The organism is Crossiella sp. CA198, from assembly GCF_052078295.1.
GTDB lineage: Bacteria > Actinomycetota > Actinomycetes > Mycobacteriales > Pseudonocardiaceae > Crossiella.
The window spans coordinates 249,784-266,962 of record NZ_JBQJIM010000009.1; the positions used below are offsets into that span (position 1 = coordinate 249,784).

Below are 17,179 nucleotides of genomic sequence, written 5' to 3' on the forward strand. Positions count from 1 at the left end.
AATGTGTTCGTTCGGGTAAAAACGACCTCCGCGTGTTTACGCGCCTGTCGCCGGAGCGCTAGAAAAGCTTTATGTTCGTCGACTTCCAGACCCTCCGGTTCACCAGGGACCACACCTGGGTCCGGCATCGCGGCGACACGCTGCGAGTGGGCTTGACCGATGTGCTCACCCGCGGCCTGACCGATCTGGTCGAGGTGGGCCTACCGCCGCTGGGCGGTGACGTCCACCTGTTGACCCCGTGCGGATTCCTGGCCACCCGGACCTGGTTCGGCGACCTGTTCGCGCCGATGTCCGGGCTCGTGGTGGAACGCAACGAACGGCTCTTCGACGATCCCGGCCTGGTCGTGCGCGACCCGTACGACACCGGCTGGCTCTTCGAGATCCGCACCACCGGCGACCCGCTGCTGGACACCCTCGACGGCGCCGACTACCTCGAACTGGTCAGCCAGGTTCCCTAGGCGGTAGCGAGCAGGAACAAGCCCAGCGACGGCATCCCCACCACCGCGAGCGCGCCGAGGGCCGTGGTGATCCGGTACTGCATGAGCAACGCGACGAACTCGCGGATGAACGCGCTCGGCAGGAAGTACAGCGCGGTGCGCGAACCCACCACCCGCATCCGCAGCTTCAGCTGATACGACAGCACCGCGGTGCGGAAGACGTGGTAGTTGTTGGTCACCGCGACGATCCGCGCCCCCGGCCGCGCCGGGGTCACCAGCGCCGAGCTGAACGTCAAATTCTCCTCGGTGGTGCGGGCCCGGTCCTCCAGCACGATGTGCCCGGCCGGGACCTCGCGGGCCAGCAGGTAGTCCCGCATCGCGGCCGCCTCGGTGGTGGTCTCCCCCGGTCCCTGGCCGCCGGAGACCACCAGCACCGGCTCACCGCCTGCCGCGCGATCCCGGCGGTAGAGCGCCAGACCGCGCTCGATCCTGGCCGCCAGCAGCGGCGGCACCCGGTCCCCGATCAGGCCGCTGCCCAGCACCACGATCGCGTCCACCCGGCCCCGGCTGCTCAGCGATCCGTACACAATGGAGTAGGCCAGCAGGCTGACGAACAGGAACGCGAAGTAGCCGAAGGCCAGGATCACCGCGATCAACACGAGTTGCGCCCCGCGTTCCAGCCGCCAGCCGAAGATCACGGTGAACCCGAGCAGGCCGATCGTCGTCAATCCTGTGAGCAGGGACAGCAGGTTGGCCGGCCGGAAGGACTCGCGGCGTAGCATGATCACTCCGTTGGCGAGGAGCGCGAACGGCAGCACCAGCCCGATGAGCAGGGCGAGCAGCCCCAGCACCACCACGATCGTGCCGTAGCCGTACTGGCCCAGCTCCCACAACGCCCACAGCCCACCGAAGAACAACAGGATGCCGAACCACACCGCGTTGCTCATCCGGCGGGGTTCGCGCACCACCCGCACCAGAAAGACGAGGCCCGCGATTCCTGCCAGGATTCCGAACAGCACGTCAGCCCTCTCCGACCCGACCGGCGACCGTCCACAGTGTGCAGTACCGGCCGCGAGCGCGAACACCGGGCCGCCCGCGGTATCCATTGGGCCGCCCGCGGCCGTAGACATCGGGCCGCCGATGATCCCCGGCGGACCCTCCCGAGCGGCCCGCGACAGGTGGCCGCGGAGCCCGGATCCGTGCCCGGATACCCCCGCCGACTTTCGCCAGAGCCCGCCAGCCGCCAAGGTAGTAGCCGGACCAGGAGGCGCGGTGGGCAGTTACCCCTTCGACAACGCGGTGGACGCCGCGCGGACCCGGATGGCCGCGCTGGAGGCCACCTACGACGCGGTGACCACCCCGCTGCTGACCGCGCTGGGTGTGGCGCCGGGCTGGCGCTGCTGGGAGGTCGGCGCAGGCGGCGGTTCGATCGCCCGCTGGCTGGGCGAACGGGTCGGCCCGGACGGCTACGTGCTGGCCACCGACCTGGACACCCGGCTGCTGGAACTGTCCGCGCCGGTGCGGATCCAGCGGCACGACGTGCTCACCGACCCACTGCCGCCAGGCGGCTTCGACCTGATCCACTGCCGCCTGGTGCTCATCCACCACCCGGCCAGGGATGCCGCGGTGGCCAAGCTGACCGCCGCGCTCAACCCCGGCGGGGTGCTGCTGCTGGAGGAGATCCTGCCCAAGGAGCAGCGGGTGCTCAGCACCGCGACCTGCCAGCAGGACTCGTTCTGGGCAGTGCAGACCCAGGTGCTGGAGGTGCTCACCAAACTCGGTTCCGACGACCTGGACTGGGCCCTCGGCGTGGAGAAACTGTTTGTCCACTGTGGACTCGACCAGGTCGCGGCCAGCCGGTCCACGCCGATCTGGGTGGGCGGCGGCGAGGGCAGCAGGCTGCTGCTGGCCAACGCCTGGGAGCTGCGGGACAAGCTGCGCGCGGCCGGAGTCGAGCCGGGCGAACTGGCCCAGTTCACCCGGCTGCTGCGTGATCCGGGGTTCAGCGTCACGGCCTATCCGCTGCTCAGCACCTGGGGCCGGGCACCGCGCTAGGCGTCGGGGGCCAGGGCCTTGCAGAGCAACGGGATCAGCCGGGCGCCCGCCTCGCCGCGGTAGCCGATCATGGCGTGCCCGGCGATGACCAGCGCCTTGACGTCGTGCACGTCCACGTCCGGCCGCACCGCGCCCGCCTGCTGGGCGCGGGCCAGCAGTACCCCGAGCGCGGCCTTGAACTCGGCGGTGCGCTCGGGTTCGGCGGTCTCGATGTCGAAGCCGCTGCCCGCGAAGGCGTCCATCAGGCCCTGGTCGGTGCTGTACTCGCGGATGAACCGGCTGAAGTAGCCGTAGAAGGCCGCGCCGGGATCGGCCGCCCCGGCCAGCTCCCGCGCGCGGGCGATGAGCTGGTCGAACTGGTCGGCCACGATCGCCAGGAACAGCGCGTCCTTGGTCGGGAAGTGCCGGTACACCGTGCCGGCGCCGACGCCGGCCCGCCGGGCGATCTCGTCGATCGGCACCCCGAGGCCCTCGGTCGCGAAGGTCTCGTACGCCACCCGCAACAGGCGTTCCCGATTGCGAACAGCATCCGACCTGGTCTTCTTCAACACACCCTCCCCCAGTGTTGGACAAACGGGGCGCGCGTTCCGTATGTTCGTAAACGGAACGCACACCCCGGATTATAGGTGGGAGCAGCCATGAGCAAGTGGAGTGCGGCCGATGTGCCGGGTCAGTCCGGCCGGGTCGCGATCGTCACCGGCGCCAACACCGGGATCGGCTTCCACACCGCGGAGGTGCTGGCCCAGCGCGGTGCGACCGTGGTGCTGGCGGTGCGCGATGTGGAGAAGGGCAAGCGGGCCGCGGACCGGATCGCGGGCACCGCACCGGGCGCGCACCTGGTGGTGCAGCGACTGGACCTGACCTCCCTGGACTCGGTGCGCCAGGCCGCCACCGAACTGCGGGACGGGTTCGACCAGATCGACCTGCTGATCAACAACGCCGGGGTGATGTACACGCCGAAACTGACCACCCAGGACGGTTTCGAGCTGCAGTTCGGCACCAACCACCTGGGCCACTTCGCCTTCACCGGCCTGCTGCTGGACCGGCTGCTGGCCACTCCCGGCTCGCGGGTGGTGACCGTGTCCAGCATGGCGCACAACATCCGCGCGAAGATCCATTTCGACGATCTGCAGCTGACCCGCTCCTACGACCGGATCGGCGCCTACGGCCAGTCCAAGCTGGCGAATCTGATGTTCAGCTACGAACTGCAGCGGCGGCTGACCGCACACGGCGGCCCGACCCTGGCGGTGGCCGCGCATCCGGGCGTCTCGATGACCGAGCTGGTGCGCAACTCCCCGCTGCCGCTGCGGGTGGGCTCCAAGCTGCTCGGCGGACTGTTGAGCCAGCCCGCCGATCAGGGCGCGCTGCCCACGCTGCGCGCGGCGGCGGATCCGGCGGTCCAGGGCGGCCAGTACTACGGTCCGGACGGATTCCGCGAGCTGCGTGGCGCGCCGGTGGTGGTGGGTTCCAGCAGGCAGTCCAGGGACACTGAGCAGCAGGCGCGGCTGTGGACGGAGTCCGAACGGCTTACAGGTGTGACCTTTCCCGTGTGATCACTCGGTTTCACCGGGCCGCTCCCGGTGGTATTCGGCAAGCTGAAGCCCATCAACCCTGGGAGGCGGCATGGCCGGAACGATCGTGGTGGGTGTGGACGGCTCGACCGAAAGCCTGCGCGCCCTCGGCTGGTCCCTGGAAGAGGCAGGCCGCCGGGACGCCGAGGTGGTCGCGGTGATCGCCTGGGTGCCCAATCCGGTCCCGTCCTCGGCGACCCCGTTCACCGTGGCCGATCCGGTCGATCTGGGCGTCGACCACGAGAAGGTGCACCGGGAACGCCTGGACGAGGCGATCGCGGAGGTGACCGGCGGCGGCGAGCACCCGGTGCGCACGGTGGTGCGGCAGGGCTATGCCGGTGACGTGCTGACCGAGGAGGCCGCGCAGGCGGATCTGCTGGTGGTGGGCAGTCACGGGCACGGCCGGTTGTACAGCGCGGTGCTCGGCTCGATCAGCACCGAATGCATCCGGAAGGCGACCTGTCCGGTGGTGGTGATCCCGCCGAAGCTGGTACCGCGCTAGCGGATCAGCTGAGTGCGGCGCGGATCGATCAGGTCGGGCTGGACGCGTTCGAGTTGTGTCTCGAAGGCGGTCCAGCCTTGGCTGGCCACGAACTCGGCCTCGCCGCGACTGATCGGGATCAGCCACACCAGCACGATGCCGAACGGCTGTCCGTCCGCGCCGGGTTCGACCACGGCGAAATCGTCGTCGTGGTGCACCGGCCCGGCGGCGTAGAAGGCTTCCAGCAGGCTGCCCGGCAGGATCGGGCCGTGCGGACCGAGCACGTCGCCGCGCAGCAGGGCCGTGTCCTCGGCGAGCAGACCGGCGGCGATCTGCTGGAGCATCGCCGGGAACGGGCCGTCGGCCTGCTCCGACGGCACCGAGATCAGCAGTTCCTGGTGGATTCCCTTGCCGGAGACCCGGGAGCGCAGGTGTTTGTCGCTGAGCCCGACCGTGGCGAAGGTGGTGACGCCGGGCAGCGCCCCGCCGTCGCACTGGACGATGGTGAACGGCATCGGCCCGCCGTCCGGGTCGGTGCGCCAGCCGTGCCGGATCGGGCCGAGGCGGCTTTCCAGGTGTGCGATCAGGTTCATCTTGATGGCCAGCCTAGAGCGCGGACCAGTCCAGCACCCGGTCGGCCCGGTCGCGGATGCTCGCGAGCAGGCCGAGCCGGGTGGCGCGCAGGACCGGATCGTCCACCAGCACCAAGACATCCTCGAAGAACCGGGTGACCGGGTCGATGAGAACCGTTGCGGCGCGGGCGAACCCGGCCAGTTCGGTCGCGGGCGCCATCGTGGACACGGCCTGGTGCAAGGCGATCTCGGCGGGTTCGACCAGGCGGGCCGGGTCGTACCCGGCGGCGGTGCCCGGCGGGACGATCCGGCGGACCCGTTGCACGGCGGCGACCAGGTCGGCGAAACCCGGGTCCGCGCTCAGCTCGACCAGTTCACGCAGGGTGGCGTCGGCGGTGGCGGGCGAGGCGGCCAGGGGCAGCACGGCGGCGACCCGGCGGTGGTCGTGACCCGCGTCCAGGAGTTGCTGTTCGTAGCGGCGGAGCAGGAAATCTCGGGCCTGCGCCGGTGGATCGGTGTGCAGGTGGCGGGCGGCGGCGCGCAGGCCGTCGTCCAGGGTGAGCGGGATTTCGGGGCGGGCGCGCAGGATGGCGAGGATGCCCTGGGCGGCACGGCGCAGGCCGAACGGGTCGGAGCTGCCGGTGGGCGCGGCGCCGACGCTGAACAGGCCGGCCAGCAGGTCGAACCGGTCGGCCAGGGCGAGCAGCGCGCCAACGGTGGTGGCTGGCAGGTCATCGGTGGCGGTGCGCGGCAGTTCCAGGTCGAACAGGGCCTGGGCGACGGCCTCGGACTCACCCGCGCGGCGGGCGTAGTCGCGGGCCATGACACCGGCCAGGGCGGGCAGTTCGACGACCAGGTGGGTGGCCAGGTCGAACTTGGCCAGCTCGCCCGCGCGGCGCAGGACGTCCCGGTCCACCGGGATCTCGGCGGCCAATTCCGTTGCCACCGAGGCAATCCGGTCGGCGCGGTCGGCCATCGAGCCGAGCCGGTCGGCGAAGGTCAGCGCGGCCAGGTCGGCGCGGAAACTGTCCGGGGTGCGGGTCAGATCGGCGCGCCAGAAGAAGGCCGCGTCCTCATACCTGGCCCGCAGCACCGCCTCGTTGCCCGCGCGCACCACCTCGGGCACGCAGTCGCCGTTGGCCACCGCGAGGAAGTGCGGCAGCAGCACGCCCTCGGCGTCCCGGACCGCCAGGTAGCGCTGGTGTTCGCGCATCACCGTGGTCAGGATCTCCGGTGGCAGCGCCAGGTAGGCCGGGTCGAAGCCACCCAGGATGGTGGTCGGCGACTCGACCAGGTTGACCACCTCGGCCAGCACACCGAAGTCCGGCACACCGCCGACTTCCCTTGCCAGCACGGTGGCGGCTTCGACGATCAGCTCCCGACGTTCCTCGGCGTCGGCGATCACGTTGTGCTGCTTGAGGAAATCGAGGTAGCCGGTGGCAGCGGGCACCTCGACCACCGGCCGCGGCGCGCTCCGGTGCACCCGGGTGGTCCGGCCACCGGCCACTGTGGACACTGCCAGGGGGATCTCGGTGTCGCCGAGTAGGGCGAGCAGCCAGCGGATCGGGCGGGCGAAGGAGAGCACGGGATCGTGCCAGCGCATGTTCTGCTCCGCCCGCAACTCGCCGACCAGGTGGGCCAGCGACTCGCTCAGCACGGTCACCGCGCCCCGGCCGGGTTCGATCCGGCGCACGCCGACGTGCTCGCCGATCCGTTCCAGCGCCTCGACCGCGACACCCTGACCACGCGCGAAACCCAAGGCGGCCTTGGTCGGCACACCGTCCACATAGGACCGGTCAAGGCCGGGGCCGCGGACGGTGCGTTCGGCGTCGGTCTCCCGGGGCGCGACCGCGTCCACCACGGCCACGATCCGCCGCGGGGTGCCGTGCACCCGGATCTCGCCGTGTGCCAACCGGGTCGCGCCGAGCCGCCTGACCAGGGCGTCCCGGACCGCCGTGACGGTGCGGGTCACCTCAGCGGGCGGCAGTTCCTCCACGCCGATCTCGAAGACCAGCGTCGCCGGTTCGGTGACTTCCGGCAGCACCTCGGGCAGTGTGGCGGGCGGCGGAAACGCAGTGCTGCCAAGGGGATGGCCGAGTTCGGCGCGGCGCTCGGCCCAGAGCTGGGCGACCTCGCGGGCCAGCGCGCGCATCCGGCCGAAGTACTGGGCGCGTTCGGTGGCGCTGACCGCACCGCGCGCGTCGAGCACATTGAACAGGTGCGAGCAGCGCAGCACGCAGCCGTGCGCGGGCACCGGCAGCCGCCGGTCGAGCAGGCGTCGGGCCTCGGCGGCCTGGGCCTCGAACAGCTCCCTGGTCATCGGCACGTCGGCCTCGTCCAGGTAGTACCGGCTTAGCTCGTACTCGGCCTGGCCGAACGCCTCGCCGTAGCTGATGCCGGGCGCGTAGGCGATGTCCTTGAAGTGCTCGACGCCCTGTACCGCCATCATGATCCGCTCGACGCCGTAGGTGATCTCCACCGACACCGGGGCCAGGGACTGGCCGCCCGCCTGCTGGAAGTAGGTGAACTGGGTGATCTCCAGGCCGTCCAGCCACACCTCCCAGCCCAGGCCCCAGGCGCCCAGGGCGGGCGAGGCCCAGTTGTCCTCCACGAACCGGATGTCGTGCGCGGCCACGTCCACGCCGATCGCGGCCAGGCTGCCCAGGTACAGCTCCTGCGCGTGGCCGGGATCGGGCTTGAGCAGCACCTGGAACTGGGTGTGGGTCTGCAGCCGGTTCGGGTTCTCGCCGTAGCGCGAGTCGTCCGGGCGCACGCTGGGTTCCACATAGGACACTCGCCACGGTTCAGGGCCGAGTGCGCGCAGGATGGTGGCCGGGTTCAGGGTTCCGGCGCCGACCTCGGAGTTGACCGGCTGAACGACCAGGCAGCCCTGGCTCGTCCAGTAGTTCGTCAACGCCAGCAACACGTCCTGCATGGTCGGCATGGTCGGCATGGCCCGAGTCTAGGTGCGGGCCGCCGCGGTGACATCCGGTTTTACAGGTCCCGCCGGTAGCAGCGGGACAGCTTCGAGCCGACGTAGACGCCGAAGTTCTCGATCGGCCGGTAGCCCTCGCGCTCATAGAAGCGCATCGCCTCCGGCTGTTCGGTCCCGGTCTCCAGCAGCAGGGTGCGCAACTCCCGCCGCCGGGCCTCGTTCTCCAGCGCCCGCAACAACGCCACCGCCACCCCGCTGCCGCGCGCCGACGGCGTCACGTACATCCGCTTGATCTCCACCGAATCCGGCCCCAGCACCCGCAGCGCGCCACAGCCGACCGCCTGCCCGTCGGCATCCCTGGCCAGCAGGAACACCGCGATATCGGCCGCTGACGGCGGTGGGCCAGGCTCATGGTCGTCGATGCCGTAGCGGGCGTCCAGCTCCTCCTGCTGCGCCTTGCGCAGCACGGCGCCCTCCGGATCCGCCCAGCTCACCTCGGTCACCTGGAAGCTCATCAGCCACCCCTCTCGTCGTAACAGACGTTACGGTAACATGCGTTACGAGAGGTGGTGGCCGATGGCGAGGATCGCGGATCGGGCGGAGCAGGGCAGGCGGATCTCCGCGGCGGTGTGGCGGCTGATGGCCGAGGCGGGTCCGCAGGGGCTGACCTTGCGGGCGGTGGCCGCGGCGGCGGGCTGCACCACCGGCCTGGTGCTGCACCGTTTCCCGGACAAGCGGGCGTTGCTGCGCCATGCCAGGGATCTGCTGCACGAACGGACCGGGGCCGCGATGGACGAGCTGTCCGGGACCGGCGGGTCACCGGCGGCGGTGCTGCGAGCGGTGCTGCGGCACGCCGCCTCGGTGGATCCGGCCAAACAGCAGGAGGCCAGGGTGTGGCTGGGTTACCTGGCCGCCGCCCTGGGTGACGACGATCTCGCCGACCGGCACCGGAGCGCGAACCGGGCCTTCCTCAGCCGGATCGACCGCCTGGTCGGCCAGGTCCGTCCACAGTGGACCAAGGCGCGGCGGGCCACGGTGAGCCTGTCCCTGGTCTCGCTGATCGAGGGCATGAACACCCTGGCGGTGGCCGATCCGGAGACCTACCGGCCGACCCGGCAGATCGCGGTGCTGAACTCGACCCTGGCCGCACTGGACCTCACCGATCCCCCGGCGTGAGCAGGCCCCGCGCGCATCAGACCATGCCACCGTTGGCGCGCAACACCTGCGCGTTCACCCAGCGCGCCGGACCGGCCAGGAACGAGACCACCTCGGAGATGTCCTCCGGCGTGCCGATCCGCTCCAGCGGGGCCATCTTGGCCATCCGGTCGATCAGGTCGGCGTCCTTGCCCTCCAGGAACAACGCGGTCGCGGTCGGGCCGGGAGCCACCGCGTTGACCGTGATGTCCCGGCCGCGCAGTTCCTTGGCCAGGATCTTGGTCAGCACCTCCACCGCACCCTTGGCGGCGGTGTAGGCGGCGTAGGTCGGCAGCAGGGTGCCCATCACCGAGGTGGAGAAGTTGATGATCGCGCCGCCCTGGCGGACCCGGTTCGCGGCCAGCTTGGCCACCACGAACGGGCCCCGGATGTTGGTCCGGTGCAGCCGGTCGAGCTGATCCAGGTCCAACTCGGCCACGGTGGACAGGTGCATGATCCCGGCCGCGTGCACCACCACGTCCACCCCGCCGAAGGCCTGCTCGGCCGCGTCGAAGACCGCGGTCATCGCCGCCTCGTCGGCCACGTCGGCCTGTACCGCGATGGCCTGCCCGCCGGCCGCGGTGATCTCCCCTACCGCTTGGTCGGCTTCGGCTTTGTTGCCGCCGTAGACCAGCACCACGGCCTGGCCGTCGGCGGCCAGCCGCTGTGCGCTCGCCCGGCCGATGCCGCGCGATCCACCGGTGACGATCGCGACCCGCTGCTGCGCAGGAACAGTCATCGTTCCACTCCCTAACTGGTGTTTCCGTTGCTAACGCCATCACCGTATCACTGATACCGGAGCGGCGCTACTAGAAGTTTGTTATCGTTGATTGCATGACCGAGAAGAGCGCCGAGGCCACCAGGGACCGCCTGGTGAGAGCGGCTGCCGAGCTACTGGCCGAGGGCGGCCGGGACGCGGTGTCCACCCGTGCGGTGAGCGCCGCGGCCGGGGTGCAGGCCCCCACTCTCTACCGGCTGTTCGGGGACAAGGACGGCCTCCTGGAGGCGGTGGCCGCACACGGCTTCGCCGAGTACCTGACCGACAAGGTCGCCCTCGGCGAGAGCGCCGACCCGGTCCAGGACCTGCGCCGCGGCTGGGACCTGCACGTCCAGTTCGGCCTGACCCACCCCGCCTTCTACCTGCTGATGTACGGCGACCCGAAGGCAGGCGCCTCCTCCGCGGCGGGCAAGGAGGCGGAGAACAAGCTGCGCCGGATCGTGCAGCGCATCGCCGAGGCAGGCCAGCTGCGGGTCAGCGTCAGCCGCGGCGCGGAACTGGTGCACGCCACCGGCAAGGGCGTGGTGCTGACCCTGATCGGCACCCCGGAGGACGAGCGGGACATGGAGTTCGCCGCCGCCGCCCGGGAGCACGTGATCAGCTCGATCACCACCGGCGGGCAGGCGCTCGGCGACACCGCGGTGCCCGCCCGCGCCGCCGGACTCGCCGCCGCGCTGCGCAGTGAGCCGGTGGCGGCGCTGACCGGGACCGAGCAGGCGCTGCTGGTGGAGTGGCTGGACCGGATCGCGGACGCCTGAAATCCGCTGGCCGCCCCGATCCGGGCCGCACTACCCTGCACCGGGTGGCTGGTGATCGTTTCCCGGTGCTGTGGCTGTGCGGCCCCTCCGGCGTGGGCAAGTCCACGGTGGGCTGGGAGATCCACACCCAGCTGCCGGGGACCGGCTATGTCGACACGGATCAGCTCGGCCTGTGCTCCCCCGCCCCCGCCGAGGACCCGGCCAACCACCGGATCAAGGCGGCCAACCTGGCCGCGATGCTGCCCGCCTACCGAACGGTCGGTAGAGAAGGACTGATCGTCTCCGGCATCCTGGAGAACGCCGCCATCGCCCGGCGCTACACCAGCGCGCTGCCCGGTGCGGCGGTGACGCTGTGCCGGTTGCGGGTCAGGGCCACGGAGCTGCGGGACCGGATCCACCGGCGCGGCTGGCTGACCGAACTGGCCGAGGCCGCGGTGCGGGAGGCCGCGGCCATGGACCGCGACGACTTCGCCGATCTGTGCGTGGACACCACCGGGCTGTCCGCGGTGGCGGTCGCGCGGCTGGTGCTGGAGCGGTGGCCGCGGTGACGGCGTTGCTGTTGTGCGGGCCGCGCGCGGTCGGCAAGTCGGTGGTGGGCTGGCAGATCTACGCGCACCTGGCGCGCACCGGAGTCGCCGTCGCCTACCTCGACCTGGCCCAGCTCGGCTTCTGCCATCCCGACTCGACCTGGCTGACCGCGCGCAACCTGGCGTCGGCCTGGACCACCTTCCGCGCCAACGGCATCCGATCGCTCGTGCTCTCCGGCGACATCAGTGGGCCCGCCGTGCTCGACTCCTATGCCGGGGCGCTGCCCGGGATCAGGCTGACCGTGTGCGAGCTGCGGGCCGGTCGCGAGCGACTGACCGAACGGATCCTGGCCCGCGGCCAGGGACACGGTCCGCCGATCCCCGGTGACGACCTGCGCGGCCGCGATCCGGACGAGCTGCGCCGGATCGCCGCCGAATCGCCGGTCCGCCGCCCGTTCGGCGACCTCCAGGTGGACACCGACGACCTGTCGATCACCGAGGTGGCCGTCGCGGTCCGGGCGGCCTGGCTCAGCCCTTGACCGCGCCCGCGGTCAGTCAGCGCACCAATGCCTTCTGCAACAACAGGAACCCCAGCACCACCGGGATGCTCACCACCAGCGAGGCGGCCATCACCTGGTTCCAGTACACGCTGGACTGGGTGGCGTAACCACGCAAACCCACGGCCAGGGTGCGGGTGTCGGCGGTGGTGAGCACCGAGGCGAAGAGCACCTCGCTCCAGGCGGTCATGAAGCTGTAGATCGCCACCGCGGCCACCCCTGGCAGCGCGAAGGTCAGATAGGTGATGATCAGTCCGGCCTGGCTGCCGAACAGGCGCAGCCCGGTGACCCGGTCCAGGTTGACGAACAACAGGAACAGCGGCAGCAGGAACAGGATGCCGGGGAACATCTGGGTGGACAGCAGCGCGGTGAGGAAGGCGCCACGGCCGCGGAACCGGTAGCGGCTCAACGAGTACGCGGCCAGGATCGCGATCAGCATGGAGCAGGCGGTGGCGCCCAGCGCGACCACCGCGCTGTTGAGGAAGTACCGGGCCAGCGGCACCGTGCGCCACATCTCCCGGAACGGCTCCAGGGTGAGCACGCTGGGCCAGGCGGTGAACGGGCCCTGCACATCACGCAGCGGCTTCACCGCGGAGGTGATCATCACATACACCGGGGTGAGCGCGAACCCGGTCAGCGCCACGATCACCAGCCGCCGCGACCAGCGCACCACCGCGGACTCACGCATCCCGCCGCCTCCGTCCGGTCAGCGCCAGGTAGCCGATCGTCACCAGCAGCAGGAAACCCAGCATCAGCATGGACATCGCCGAGCCAAGCCCGAAGTTCCAGGTGACGAAGGAGGACTGGTAGATGTGCAGGGACACCACGTCCGCCTCGGCAGGGGCGGCCGCGCCGAAGAGGGTGAACGGGGTGGTGAAATCGTTGCAGGACCACAGGAACAGCACCAGCACCAGCACCGTGTTGACTGGCCGCAGCAGCGGCAGCGTCACCGAGGACAGCCGGCGCCACGGGCCCGCGCCGTCCAGGTCGGCGGCTTCGTACAGTTCGGCCGGGATGCTCTGCAGCCCGGCGGTGATGGTGAGGAAGGCGAACGGCCAGGTCCGCCACACCGCGACCACGACCAGACTCGCGAAGCTGTTCGGCCCGACCAGCCAGAACATCCGGTCCTCGGTGAGGCCGAGCCAGTCCACCAGCACCGTGTTCACCAGGCCGGTGTCGCGTTGCAGCATGAAGTTCCAGGTGATCACACTGGAGAACACCGGCAGTGCGAACGGGATCAGCAGCAGCGTGCGCAGCATTGTCCTGCCCCGGAACGCCTTGCGCATCGCCACCGCGCCCGCGAGGCCGAGCAGGAACGCCCCGCTCACCGCGAGCAGACTGAAGGCCAGGGTGATCCCGAAGGAGCGCAACAGATCCGCGCCGACCGGGCCGGTCAGGTCGGCGGCCAGCCGGTAGTTGTCCAGTCCGGCCGCCGGGGCGCGGGTGAGGTCGCGGATGGCGAACTGGTTGAGCCGCAACAGACTCATCACCGCACCGGCCAGCATCGGCAGCACGTGCACCAGCAGTTCGACCAGCAACGCGGGCGCCAGCAACAGGTACGGCAGCAGCCGGACCGCGCGGCGCCGACCCGGGGCAGGCCCGTTCATCCGCCGCCGCGCATCCGCTCGTCGACCGCGACCAGCTCGGCCCGGATGTCGGCCACCGCGACGGTCCCGCCGCCTGCGACCTTGGTCAGGAGATCCTTGACCGCGGTGCCCACCAGGGTCTCGAACTGGGCTTCCTGGGGGATCATCGGCATGGTCTCGGCGGTGCCGGCCAGCACCTCCCGGAAGGTCCGCGGCACCGGGCCCTGGAACCGCGGATCGTCGTAGGCGGCGGTGGCCACCGGCAGCGAGCCGAGCGCGGCGTTGACCGTGCGCTGGGTGTCCGGGCTGGTCATGAACTCGACGAACTTCAGCGCGCCCTCGGTGTTGTCGGTGTCGGCGAACACGCCGAGGTTGATCCCGGCCACGTGGCTGGTGATCCGTTTTCCGCCCGGTGGCAACGGATCCGGCACCGGGATCGGCGCGACCCCGTAATCCTGGTCGGCCATTCCGTTGGCGCGCAGGCCCATGGTGGCGTGGCTCTGCAACATCACCATCGCGGTCCGCCCGGTGGCGAAGTCCTTGAGCGGCTGGGTGTCGTTCTGGTACTCGGCGTTGCCCGGGTTGACCACCTTCGCCCCGGCCACCAGGTCCAGGTACTGCCCGATCCCGGCCGCGAGCTGCGGTGAGTCCACAGTGGACCTGTTGCCCTCGAACAGGGTCGCGCCGTGCTGGCGGCCGAAGATGAACGCGAGGTGCGCGTTCGAGGTGTAGCTGGACCCCATGATGCCCAGCCCCCAGCGGTCCTTGGCCGGTTCGGTGAGCTTGCGCGCGGTGTCCAGGAACTCGGCCCAGGTGCCCGGCGGGGCGCTGATCCCCGCTTCGGCGAAGCGTTTCCTGCTGTAGTACAGGCCATAGGCCAGGCCGTACAACGGAACCGCCGCCGGTGGCTGCCCGGCCGCGCCGGTGGAGGTCAGTGTGCTGGGCAGGAACCGGTCCCGGCCGCCGACCTTGGCCAGCGCGGGCTCGTCGAAGGGCAGCAGCGCGCCACTGGCCTGCAGCGAGGCCGACCAGGTGTTGCCGATGTTGAGCACATCCGGCCCCTGTCCGCTGGAGGCCGCGGCCAGGATCCGGTTGAGCAGGTCCGACCAGGGGATCACCTCCAGCTCGACCTCGATGCCGGTGCGCCGGGTGAACTCGGCCAGTGGCGGGGTGAGGATCTCCCGGTCCCGGTCCAGGCTGGCCGACTGGTTGCTGGCCCAGTAGGTGAGCGTGCCGCTGCCACCGCGATCCTCGGCCGGGTCGCAGCCGGAAAGGCCGATGGCGAACAGGATCAGGCCGACCGCGGCGAGTCCGGGTAACCGCATGACGCTCCTCATCTGACCGTGGCGGCGGCAGCGTGGAATGCGCTCTCCAGGATGCCGGGATCGCCGCGGATCAGCGCCCTGCGGAGGTCGGGTCCTGACCGGTTTCAGCCGTTCGGCCGCGTTGCCCGGGTTAGGCCGTGCTGGGTGGCGCGGGCCGGATAGGGTGACGGGTGTGATCCGAGATGAGGCACGGCCGACGCTGGAGGATGTCGCCGCGCACGCGGGCGTCTCCCGGTCCACCGCGTCCAGGGCGCTCAACGAGGAGAGCTACGTCAGCGCCCGGGCCAGGGAGAGGGTGCTCGACTCCGCCCGCGAGCTGGGTTACTCGCCCAACCAGGCGGCCCGCTCGCTGGTCACCCGCCGCACCAACGCGGTCGCCCTGGTGCTCTCCGAGCCGGAGACCAAGTTCCTGGAGGACCCCTACTTCGCCGAGATCGTCCGCGGCGCCTTCCGCCAGTTGTCCGCGCTGGGCAGTCAGATGCTGATGATGCTGGTGGACAGCGAGGAGGACATTCCGGGCACGGTGCGCTTCCTGGACGGCGGGCACGTGGACGGCGCGCTGATCTTCGCCTCGCACCAGGCCGACCAGCTACCCGCCGCACTGCGCCCACTGCGGCTGCCGATGGTCTACGGCGGCGGCAGGCCGGGCGGGGCCATCCGCGGCCTGCACCTGGTGGACTTCGACAACACTGGCGGCGCGAAACTCGCCGTGGAGCACCTGCAGTCGTTGGGACGTAAGCGGATCGGCTCCGTGACCGGCCCGCAGGACCAGCGCTCGGCGGTGGACCGGCGCACCGGCTGGCAGCAGACCCTCGGCCTGTCCGACCGGGCCGCGGCCCGGCTGGCCGAGGAGGGCGACTTCACCACCGAGGGCGGCGAGCAGGCCATGCAACGGCTGCTGGCCAGGGTGCCGAACCTGGACGCGGTCTTCGTGGCCAACGACCCCATGGCCGCCGGCGCCCTGCGCGCGCTGCAGACCGCGGGCCGGCGGGTGCCCGAGGATGTCGCGTTGATCGGCTTCGACGACCACCCCGGCCTGGCCGAGGCGACCAACCCGCCGCTGACCACCGTGCACCAGGACCCACGGGAGCAGGTCCGGCAGATGGTGGCCACCCTGCACCAGCTCATCGACGGCGACACCCCGCCACCACGCCGCCGGGTGCTGCCGGTCCGCCTGGTCCGCCGCGCCTCGGCCTGACCAACCCGCCTGGCCGACCCGGCGTCCAGAGCCCTACCCCACGTTCAGCCACACCGCCACCACGACTTTCCGCGTCTCTACCGACCGGTCGGTAGAGACGCGTGCACAACACCCCCGGCCCACATGGCATCCCCGACCCAACTGAAAAGGCCGCACTTCCCAGCAGGGCAGCACATCCGTAAGCTCTGACACGTTCTGGGAGCGCTCCCAGAATCCGCCGCCTTGTGTCCCTGTCACGTCGGCAACTCGGAGTTCAGATGAGCAGATGGTCAGTGTTGCCCGTGCTCAGCACGGCGCTCGTCACCCTCGCCCTGCTGGGCCCACCGGCCCAGGCCGCACCCTCGGGCTTCTACGTCGATCCGGCCACCAACGCGGCCAAGTGGGTGGCCGCCAACCCCGGCGACGGCCGCATGCCGGTGATCCGCGACCGGGTCGCCGCGGTGCCCCAGGCCCGCTGGTTCACCAGCACCAACACCGACACCGTGCGCGGCCAGGTGCACGAGCTGGTCGGCGCGGCGGCGCGAGCCGGGAAGGTGCCGATCCTGGTGGTCTACAACGTCCCGAACCGGGACTGCGGCGGCCCCAGCGGCGGCGGCGCACCCAGTCACAGCGCCTACCGCCAGTGGGTGGACCAGGTCGCCGCGGGCCTGGCCGGGCGGCCGGCCAGCATCGTGCTGGAACCGGATGTGCTGGCGCTGATGTCCAACTGCCAGAACGAGGCCCAGCAGGCGGAAACCCGGGCGTCCATGGCGTACGCGGGCAAGAAGCTCAAGTCCGGTTCGGCCGCGGCCAAGGTGTACTTCGACGCCGCGCACTCCAACTGGCATAGTGCCGCGGAGATGGCCACCCGGCTCGCCCAGTCGGATGTGCTCAACAGCGCCGACGGCATCTCGCTGAACGTGTCCAACTACCGGCACACCAGCGCGGAAACCGCCTACGCCAAGGACATCCTGTCCCGGCTGGGCAGCTCCCGGCTGCGCGCGGTGATCGACACCAGCCGCAACGGCAACGGCCCGCTCGGCAGCGACTGGTGCGATCCGGCAGGTCGCGCCGTGGGCACGCCGAGCACCACCAACACCGGCGACCCGCTGATCGCGGCCTACCTCTGGGTGAAGCTGCCCGGCGAGTCCGACGGCTGCATCGGCCCCGCAGGCCAGTTCGTACCGCAACGCGCCTACGAACTGGCCACCGGCTGACCACGAACC

19 protein-coding genes are annotated in these 17,179 nt (G+C 70.9%); 10 read left to right on the forward strand and 9 right to left on the reverse strand.

All coding sequences use genetic code 11. The annotated features are described in order from the left end of the window. Positions 1–71: 71 nt before the first annotated feature. Positions 72–458 carry a glycine cleavage system protein H gene (locus ACTOWY_RS17485; protein WP_441310683.1) on the forward strand — a complete coding sequence of 129 codons (387 nt, stop codon included), beginning with the start codon at positions 72–74 and terminating at the stop codon, positions 456–458. Here ACTOWY_RS17485 and ACTOWY_RS17490 read toward each other — a convergent pair. Continuing rightward, a complete protein-coding gene (locus ACTOWY_RS17490) occupies positions 455–1,456 on the reverse strand; it encodes a YdcF family protein (RefSeq protein WP_441310684.1) in 1,002 nt (333 codons plus the stop codon). The genes ACTOWY_RS17485 and ACTOWY_RS17490 overlap by 4 nt on opposite strands. 253 nt (positions 1,457–1,709) lie before the next feature. Between ACTOWY_RS17490 and ACTOWY_RS17495 the strand changes: the two genes are divergently transcribed. After that, the gene (locus tag ACTOWY_RS17495) at positions 1,710–2,492 is read left to right on the forward strand and encodes a class I SAM-dependent methyltransferase (RefSeq protein ID WP_441310685.1); all 783 of its coding nucleotides are present in this window, start codon (positions 1,710–1,712) and stop codon (positions 2,490–2,492) included. Here ACTOWY_RS17495 and ACTOWY_RS17500 read toward each other — a convergent pair. Next, complete coding sequence (locus ACTOWY_RS17500; RefSeq protein WP_441310686.1) at positions 2,489–3,040, reverse strand: TetR/AcrR family transcriptional regulator; 552 nt, start codon at positions 3,038–3,040, stop codon at positions 2,489–2,491. The genes ACTOWY_RS17495 and ACTOWY_RS17500 overlap by 4 nt on opposite strands. A gap of 90 nt (positions 3,041–3,130) precedes the next feature. On the opposite strand from ACTOWY_RS17500, the gene ACTOWY_RS17505 reads away from it, so the two are divergent. Together ACTOWY_RS17505 and ACTOWY_RS17510 are read left to right on the forward strand one after the other, a co-directional pair. Further along, complete coding sequence (locus tag ACTOWY_RS17505) at positions 3,131–4,045, forward strand: SDR family NAD(P)-dependent oxidoreductase (protein ID WP_441310687.1); 915 nt, start codon at positions 3,131–3,133, stop codon at positions 4,043–4,045. 70 nt (positions 4,046–4,115) lie between these two features. Next, positions 4,116–4,565 carry a universal stress protein gene (locus tag ACTOWY_RS17510; protein WP_441310688.1) on the forward strand — a complete coding sequence of 150 codons (450 nt, stop codon included), beginning with the start codon at positions 4,116–4,118 and terminating at the stop codon, positions 4,563–4,565. Here ACTOWY_RS17510 and ACTOWY_RS17515 read toward each other — a convergent pair. From ACTOWY_RS17515 to ACTOWY_RS17525, 3 genes are read right to left on the reverse strand one after another with little or no spacing between them, the layout of a single operon-like run. After that, entirely contained in the window at positions 4,562–5,137 is a 576-nt protein-coding gene (locus tag ACTOWY_RS17515) for a suppressor of fused domain protein (protein WP_441310689.1), read from the reverse strand. The two genes, ACTOWY_RS17510 and ACTOWY_RS17515, sit on opposite strands and share 4 nt — an antisense overlap. 13 nt (positions 5,138–5,150) lie before the next feature. Next, on the reverse strand, positions 5,151–8,069 hold the full coding sequence (locus ACTOWY_RS17520; RefSeq protein WP_441310690.1) for a glycine--tRNA ligase: 2,919 nt from the start codon (positions 8,067–8,069) through the stop codon (positions 5,151–5,153). A 41-nt stretch (positions 8,070–8,110) separates the two neighbouring features. After that, positions 8,111–8,566, reverse strand: a complete 456-nt coding sequence (locus ACTOWY_RS17525) for a GNAT family N-acetyltransferase (protein ID WP_441310691.1) — start codon at positions 8,564–8,566, stop codon at positions 8,111–8,113. 61 nt (positions 8,567–8,627) lie between these two features. Between ACTOWY_RS17525 and ACTOWY_RS17530 the strand changes: the two genes are divergently transcribed. Beyond that, the gene (locus tag ACTOWY_RS17530) at positions 8,628–9,227 is read left to right on the forward strand and encodes a TetR/AcrR family transcriptional regulator (RefSeq protein ID WP_441310692.1); all 600 of its coding nucleotides are present in this window, start codon (positions 8,628–8,630) and stop codon (positions 9,225–9,227) included. 16 nt (positions 9,228–9,243) lie between these two features. Here the strand turns inward: ACTOWY_RS17530 and ACTOWY_RS17535 are convergent, their stop codons facing one another. After that, positions 9,244–9,984: an SDR family oxidoreductase gene (locus ACTOWY_RS17535; RefSeq protein WP_441310693.1), complete on the reverse strand. Its 741-nt coding sequence runs from the start codon at positions 9,982–9,984 to the stop codon at positions 9,244–9,246. Positions 9,985–10,079: 95 nt separating this feature from the next. Here ACTOWY_RS17535 and ACTOWY_RS17540 point away from each other — a divergent pair, with 95 nt between their 5' ends. From ACTOWY_RS17540 to ACTOWY_RS17550, 3 genes are read left to right on the forward strand one after another with little or no spacing between them, the layout of a single operon-like run. Next, positions 10,080–10,781, forward strand: a complete 702-nt coding sequence (locus tag ACTOWY_RS17540) for a TetR/AcrR family transcriptional regulator (protein ID WP_441310694.1) — start codon at positions 10,080–10,082, stop codon at positions 10,779–10,781. A gap of 44 nt (positions 10,782–10,825) precedes the next feature. Next, positions 10,826–11,329 (forward strand): AAA family ATPase, encoded by a 504-nt coding sequence (locus ACTOWY_RS17545; protein WP_441310695.1) that lies wholly within the window; start codon positions 10,826–10,828, stop codon positions 11,327–11,329. After that, positions 11,317–11,847, forward strand: coding sequence for a hypothetical protein (locus ACTOWY_RS17550; RefSeq protein ID WP_441310696.1), 531 nt, complete (start codon positions 11,317–11,319; stop codon positions 11,845–11,847). Before ACTOWY_RS17545 ends, ACTOWY_RS17550 begins: the two co-directional genes overlap by 13 nt. A gap of 16 nt (positions 11,848–11,863) precedes the next feature. Here ACTOWY_RS17550 and ACTOWY_RS17555 read toward each other — a convergent pair whose 3' ends face one another. The 3 genes from ACTOWY_RS17555 to ACTOWY_RS17565 are packed head-to-tail and all read right to left on the reverse strand — an operon-like array spanning position 11,864 to position 14,776. Then, on the reverse strand, positions 11,864–12,553 hold the full coding sequence (locus tag ACTOWY_RS17555; protein WP_441310697.1) for a carbohydrate ABC transporter permease: 690 nt from the start codon (positions 12,551–12,553) through the stop codon (positions 11,864–11,866). Next, positions 12,546–13,472: a carbohydrate ABC transporter permease gene (locus ACTOWY_RS17560; protein WP_441310698.1), complete on the reverse strand. Its 927-nt coding sequence runs from the start codon at positions 13,470–13,472 to the stop codon at positions 12,546–12,548. Before ACTOWY_RS17560 ends, ACTOWY_RS17555 begins: the two co-directional genes overlap by 8 nt. Then, complete coding sequence (locus ACTOWY_RS17565; RefSeq protein WP_441310699.1) at positions 13,469–14,776, reverse strand: ABC transporter substrate-binding protein; 1,308 nt, start codon at positions 14,774–14,776, stop codon at positions 13,469–13,471. The genes ACTOWY_RS17560 and ACTOWY_RS17565 overlap by 4 nt, the downstream gene beginning before the upstream one ends. A gap of 172 nt (positions 14,777–14,948) precedes the next feature. On the opposite strand from ACTOWY_RS17565, the gene ACTOWY_RS17570 reads away from it, so the two are divergent. Next, entirely contained in the window at positions 14,949–15,974 is a 1,026-nt protein-coding gene (locus ACTOWY_RS17570) for a LacI family DNA-binding transcriptional regulator (RefSeq protein ID WP_441310700.1), read from the forward strand. Positions 15,975–16,231: 257 nt separating this feature from the next. Beyond that, entirely contained in the window at positions 16,232–17,170 is a 939-nt protein-coding gene (locus tag ACTOWY_RS17575) for a glycoside hydrolase family 6 protein (RefSeq protein ID WP_441310701.1), read from the forward strand. The last annotated feature ends 9 nt before the right edge of the window (positions 17,171–17,179 follow it).

What these genes read in the sequence shown, in the direction of transcription:
- ACTOWY_RS17485 (WP_441310683.1), top strand. Translation starts at nt 72, where the DNA reads ATGTTCGTCGACTTCCAGACCCTCCGGTTCACCAGGGACCACACCTGG.
- ACTOWY_RS17505 (WP_441310687.1), top strand. Translation starts at nt 3,131, where the DNA reads ATGAGCAAGTGGAGTGCGGCCGATGTGCCGGGTCAGTCCGGCCGGGTC.
- ACTOWY_RS17510 (WP_441310688.1), top strand. Translation starts at nt 4,116, where the DNA reads ATGGCCGGAACGATCGTGGTGGGTGTGGACGGCTCGACCGAAAGCCTG.
- ACTOWY_RS17515 (WP_441310689.1), bottom strand. Translation starts at nt 5,137, where the DNA reads ATGAACCTGATCGCACACCTGGAAAGCCGCCTCGGCCCGATCCGGCAC.
- ACTOWY_RS17520 (WP_441310690.1), bottom strand. Translation starts at nt 8,069, where the DNA reads ATGCCGACCATGCCGACCATGCAGGACGTGTTGCTGGCGTTGACGAAC.
- ACTOWY_RS17525 (WP_441310691.1), bottom strand. Translation starts at nt 8,566, where the DNA reads ATGAGCTTCCAGGTGACCGAGGTGAGCTGGGCGGATCCGGAGGGCGCC.
- ACTOWY_RS17530 (WP_441310692.1), top strand. Translation starts at nt 8,628, where the DNA reads ATGGCGAGGATCGCGGATCGGGCGGAGCAGGGCAGGCGGATCTCCGCG.
- ACTOWY_RS17535 (WP_441310693.1), bottom strand. Translation starts at nt 9,984, where the DNA reads ATGACTGTTCCTGCGCAGCAGCGGGTCGCGATCGTCACCGGTGGATCG.
- ACTOWY_RS17540 (WP_441310694.1), top strand. Translation starts at nt 10,080, where the DNA reads ATGACCGAGAAGAGCGCCGAGGCCACCAGGGACCGCCTGGTGAGAGCG.
- ACTOWY_RS17555 (WP_441310697.1), bottom strand. Translation starts at nt 12,553, where the DNA reads ATGCGTGAGTCCGCGGTGGTGCGCTGGTCGCGGCGGCTGGTGATCGTG.
- ACTOWY_RS17560 (WP_441310698.1), bottom strand. Translation starts at nt 13,472, where the DNA reads ATGAACGGGCCTGCCCCGGGTCGGCGCCGCGCGGTCCGGCTGCTGCCG.
- ACTOWY_RS17565 (WP_441310699.1), bottom strand. Translation starts at nt 14,776, where the DNA reads ATGCGGTTACCCGGACTCGCCGCGGTCGGCCTGATCCTGTTCGCCATC.
- ACTOWY_RS17575 (WP_441310701.1), top strand. Translation starts at nt 16,232, where the DNA reads ATGAGCAGATGGTCAGTGTTGCCCGTGCTCAGCACGGCGCTCGTCACC.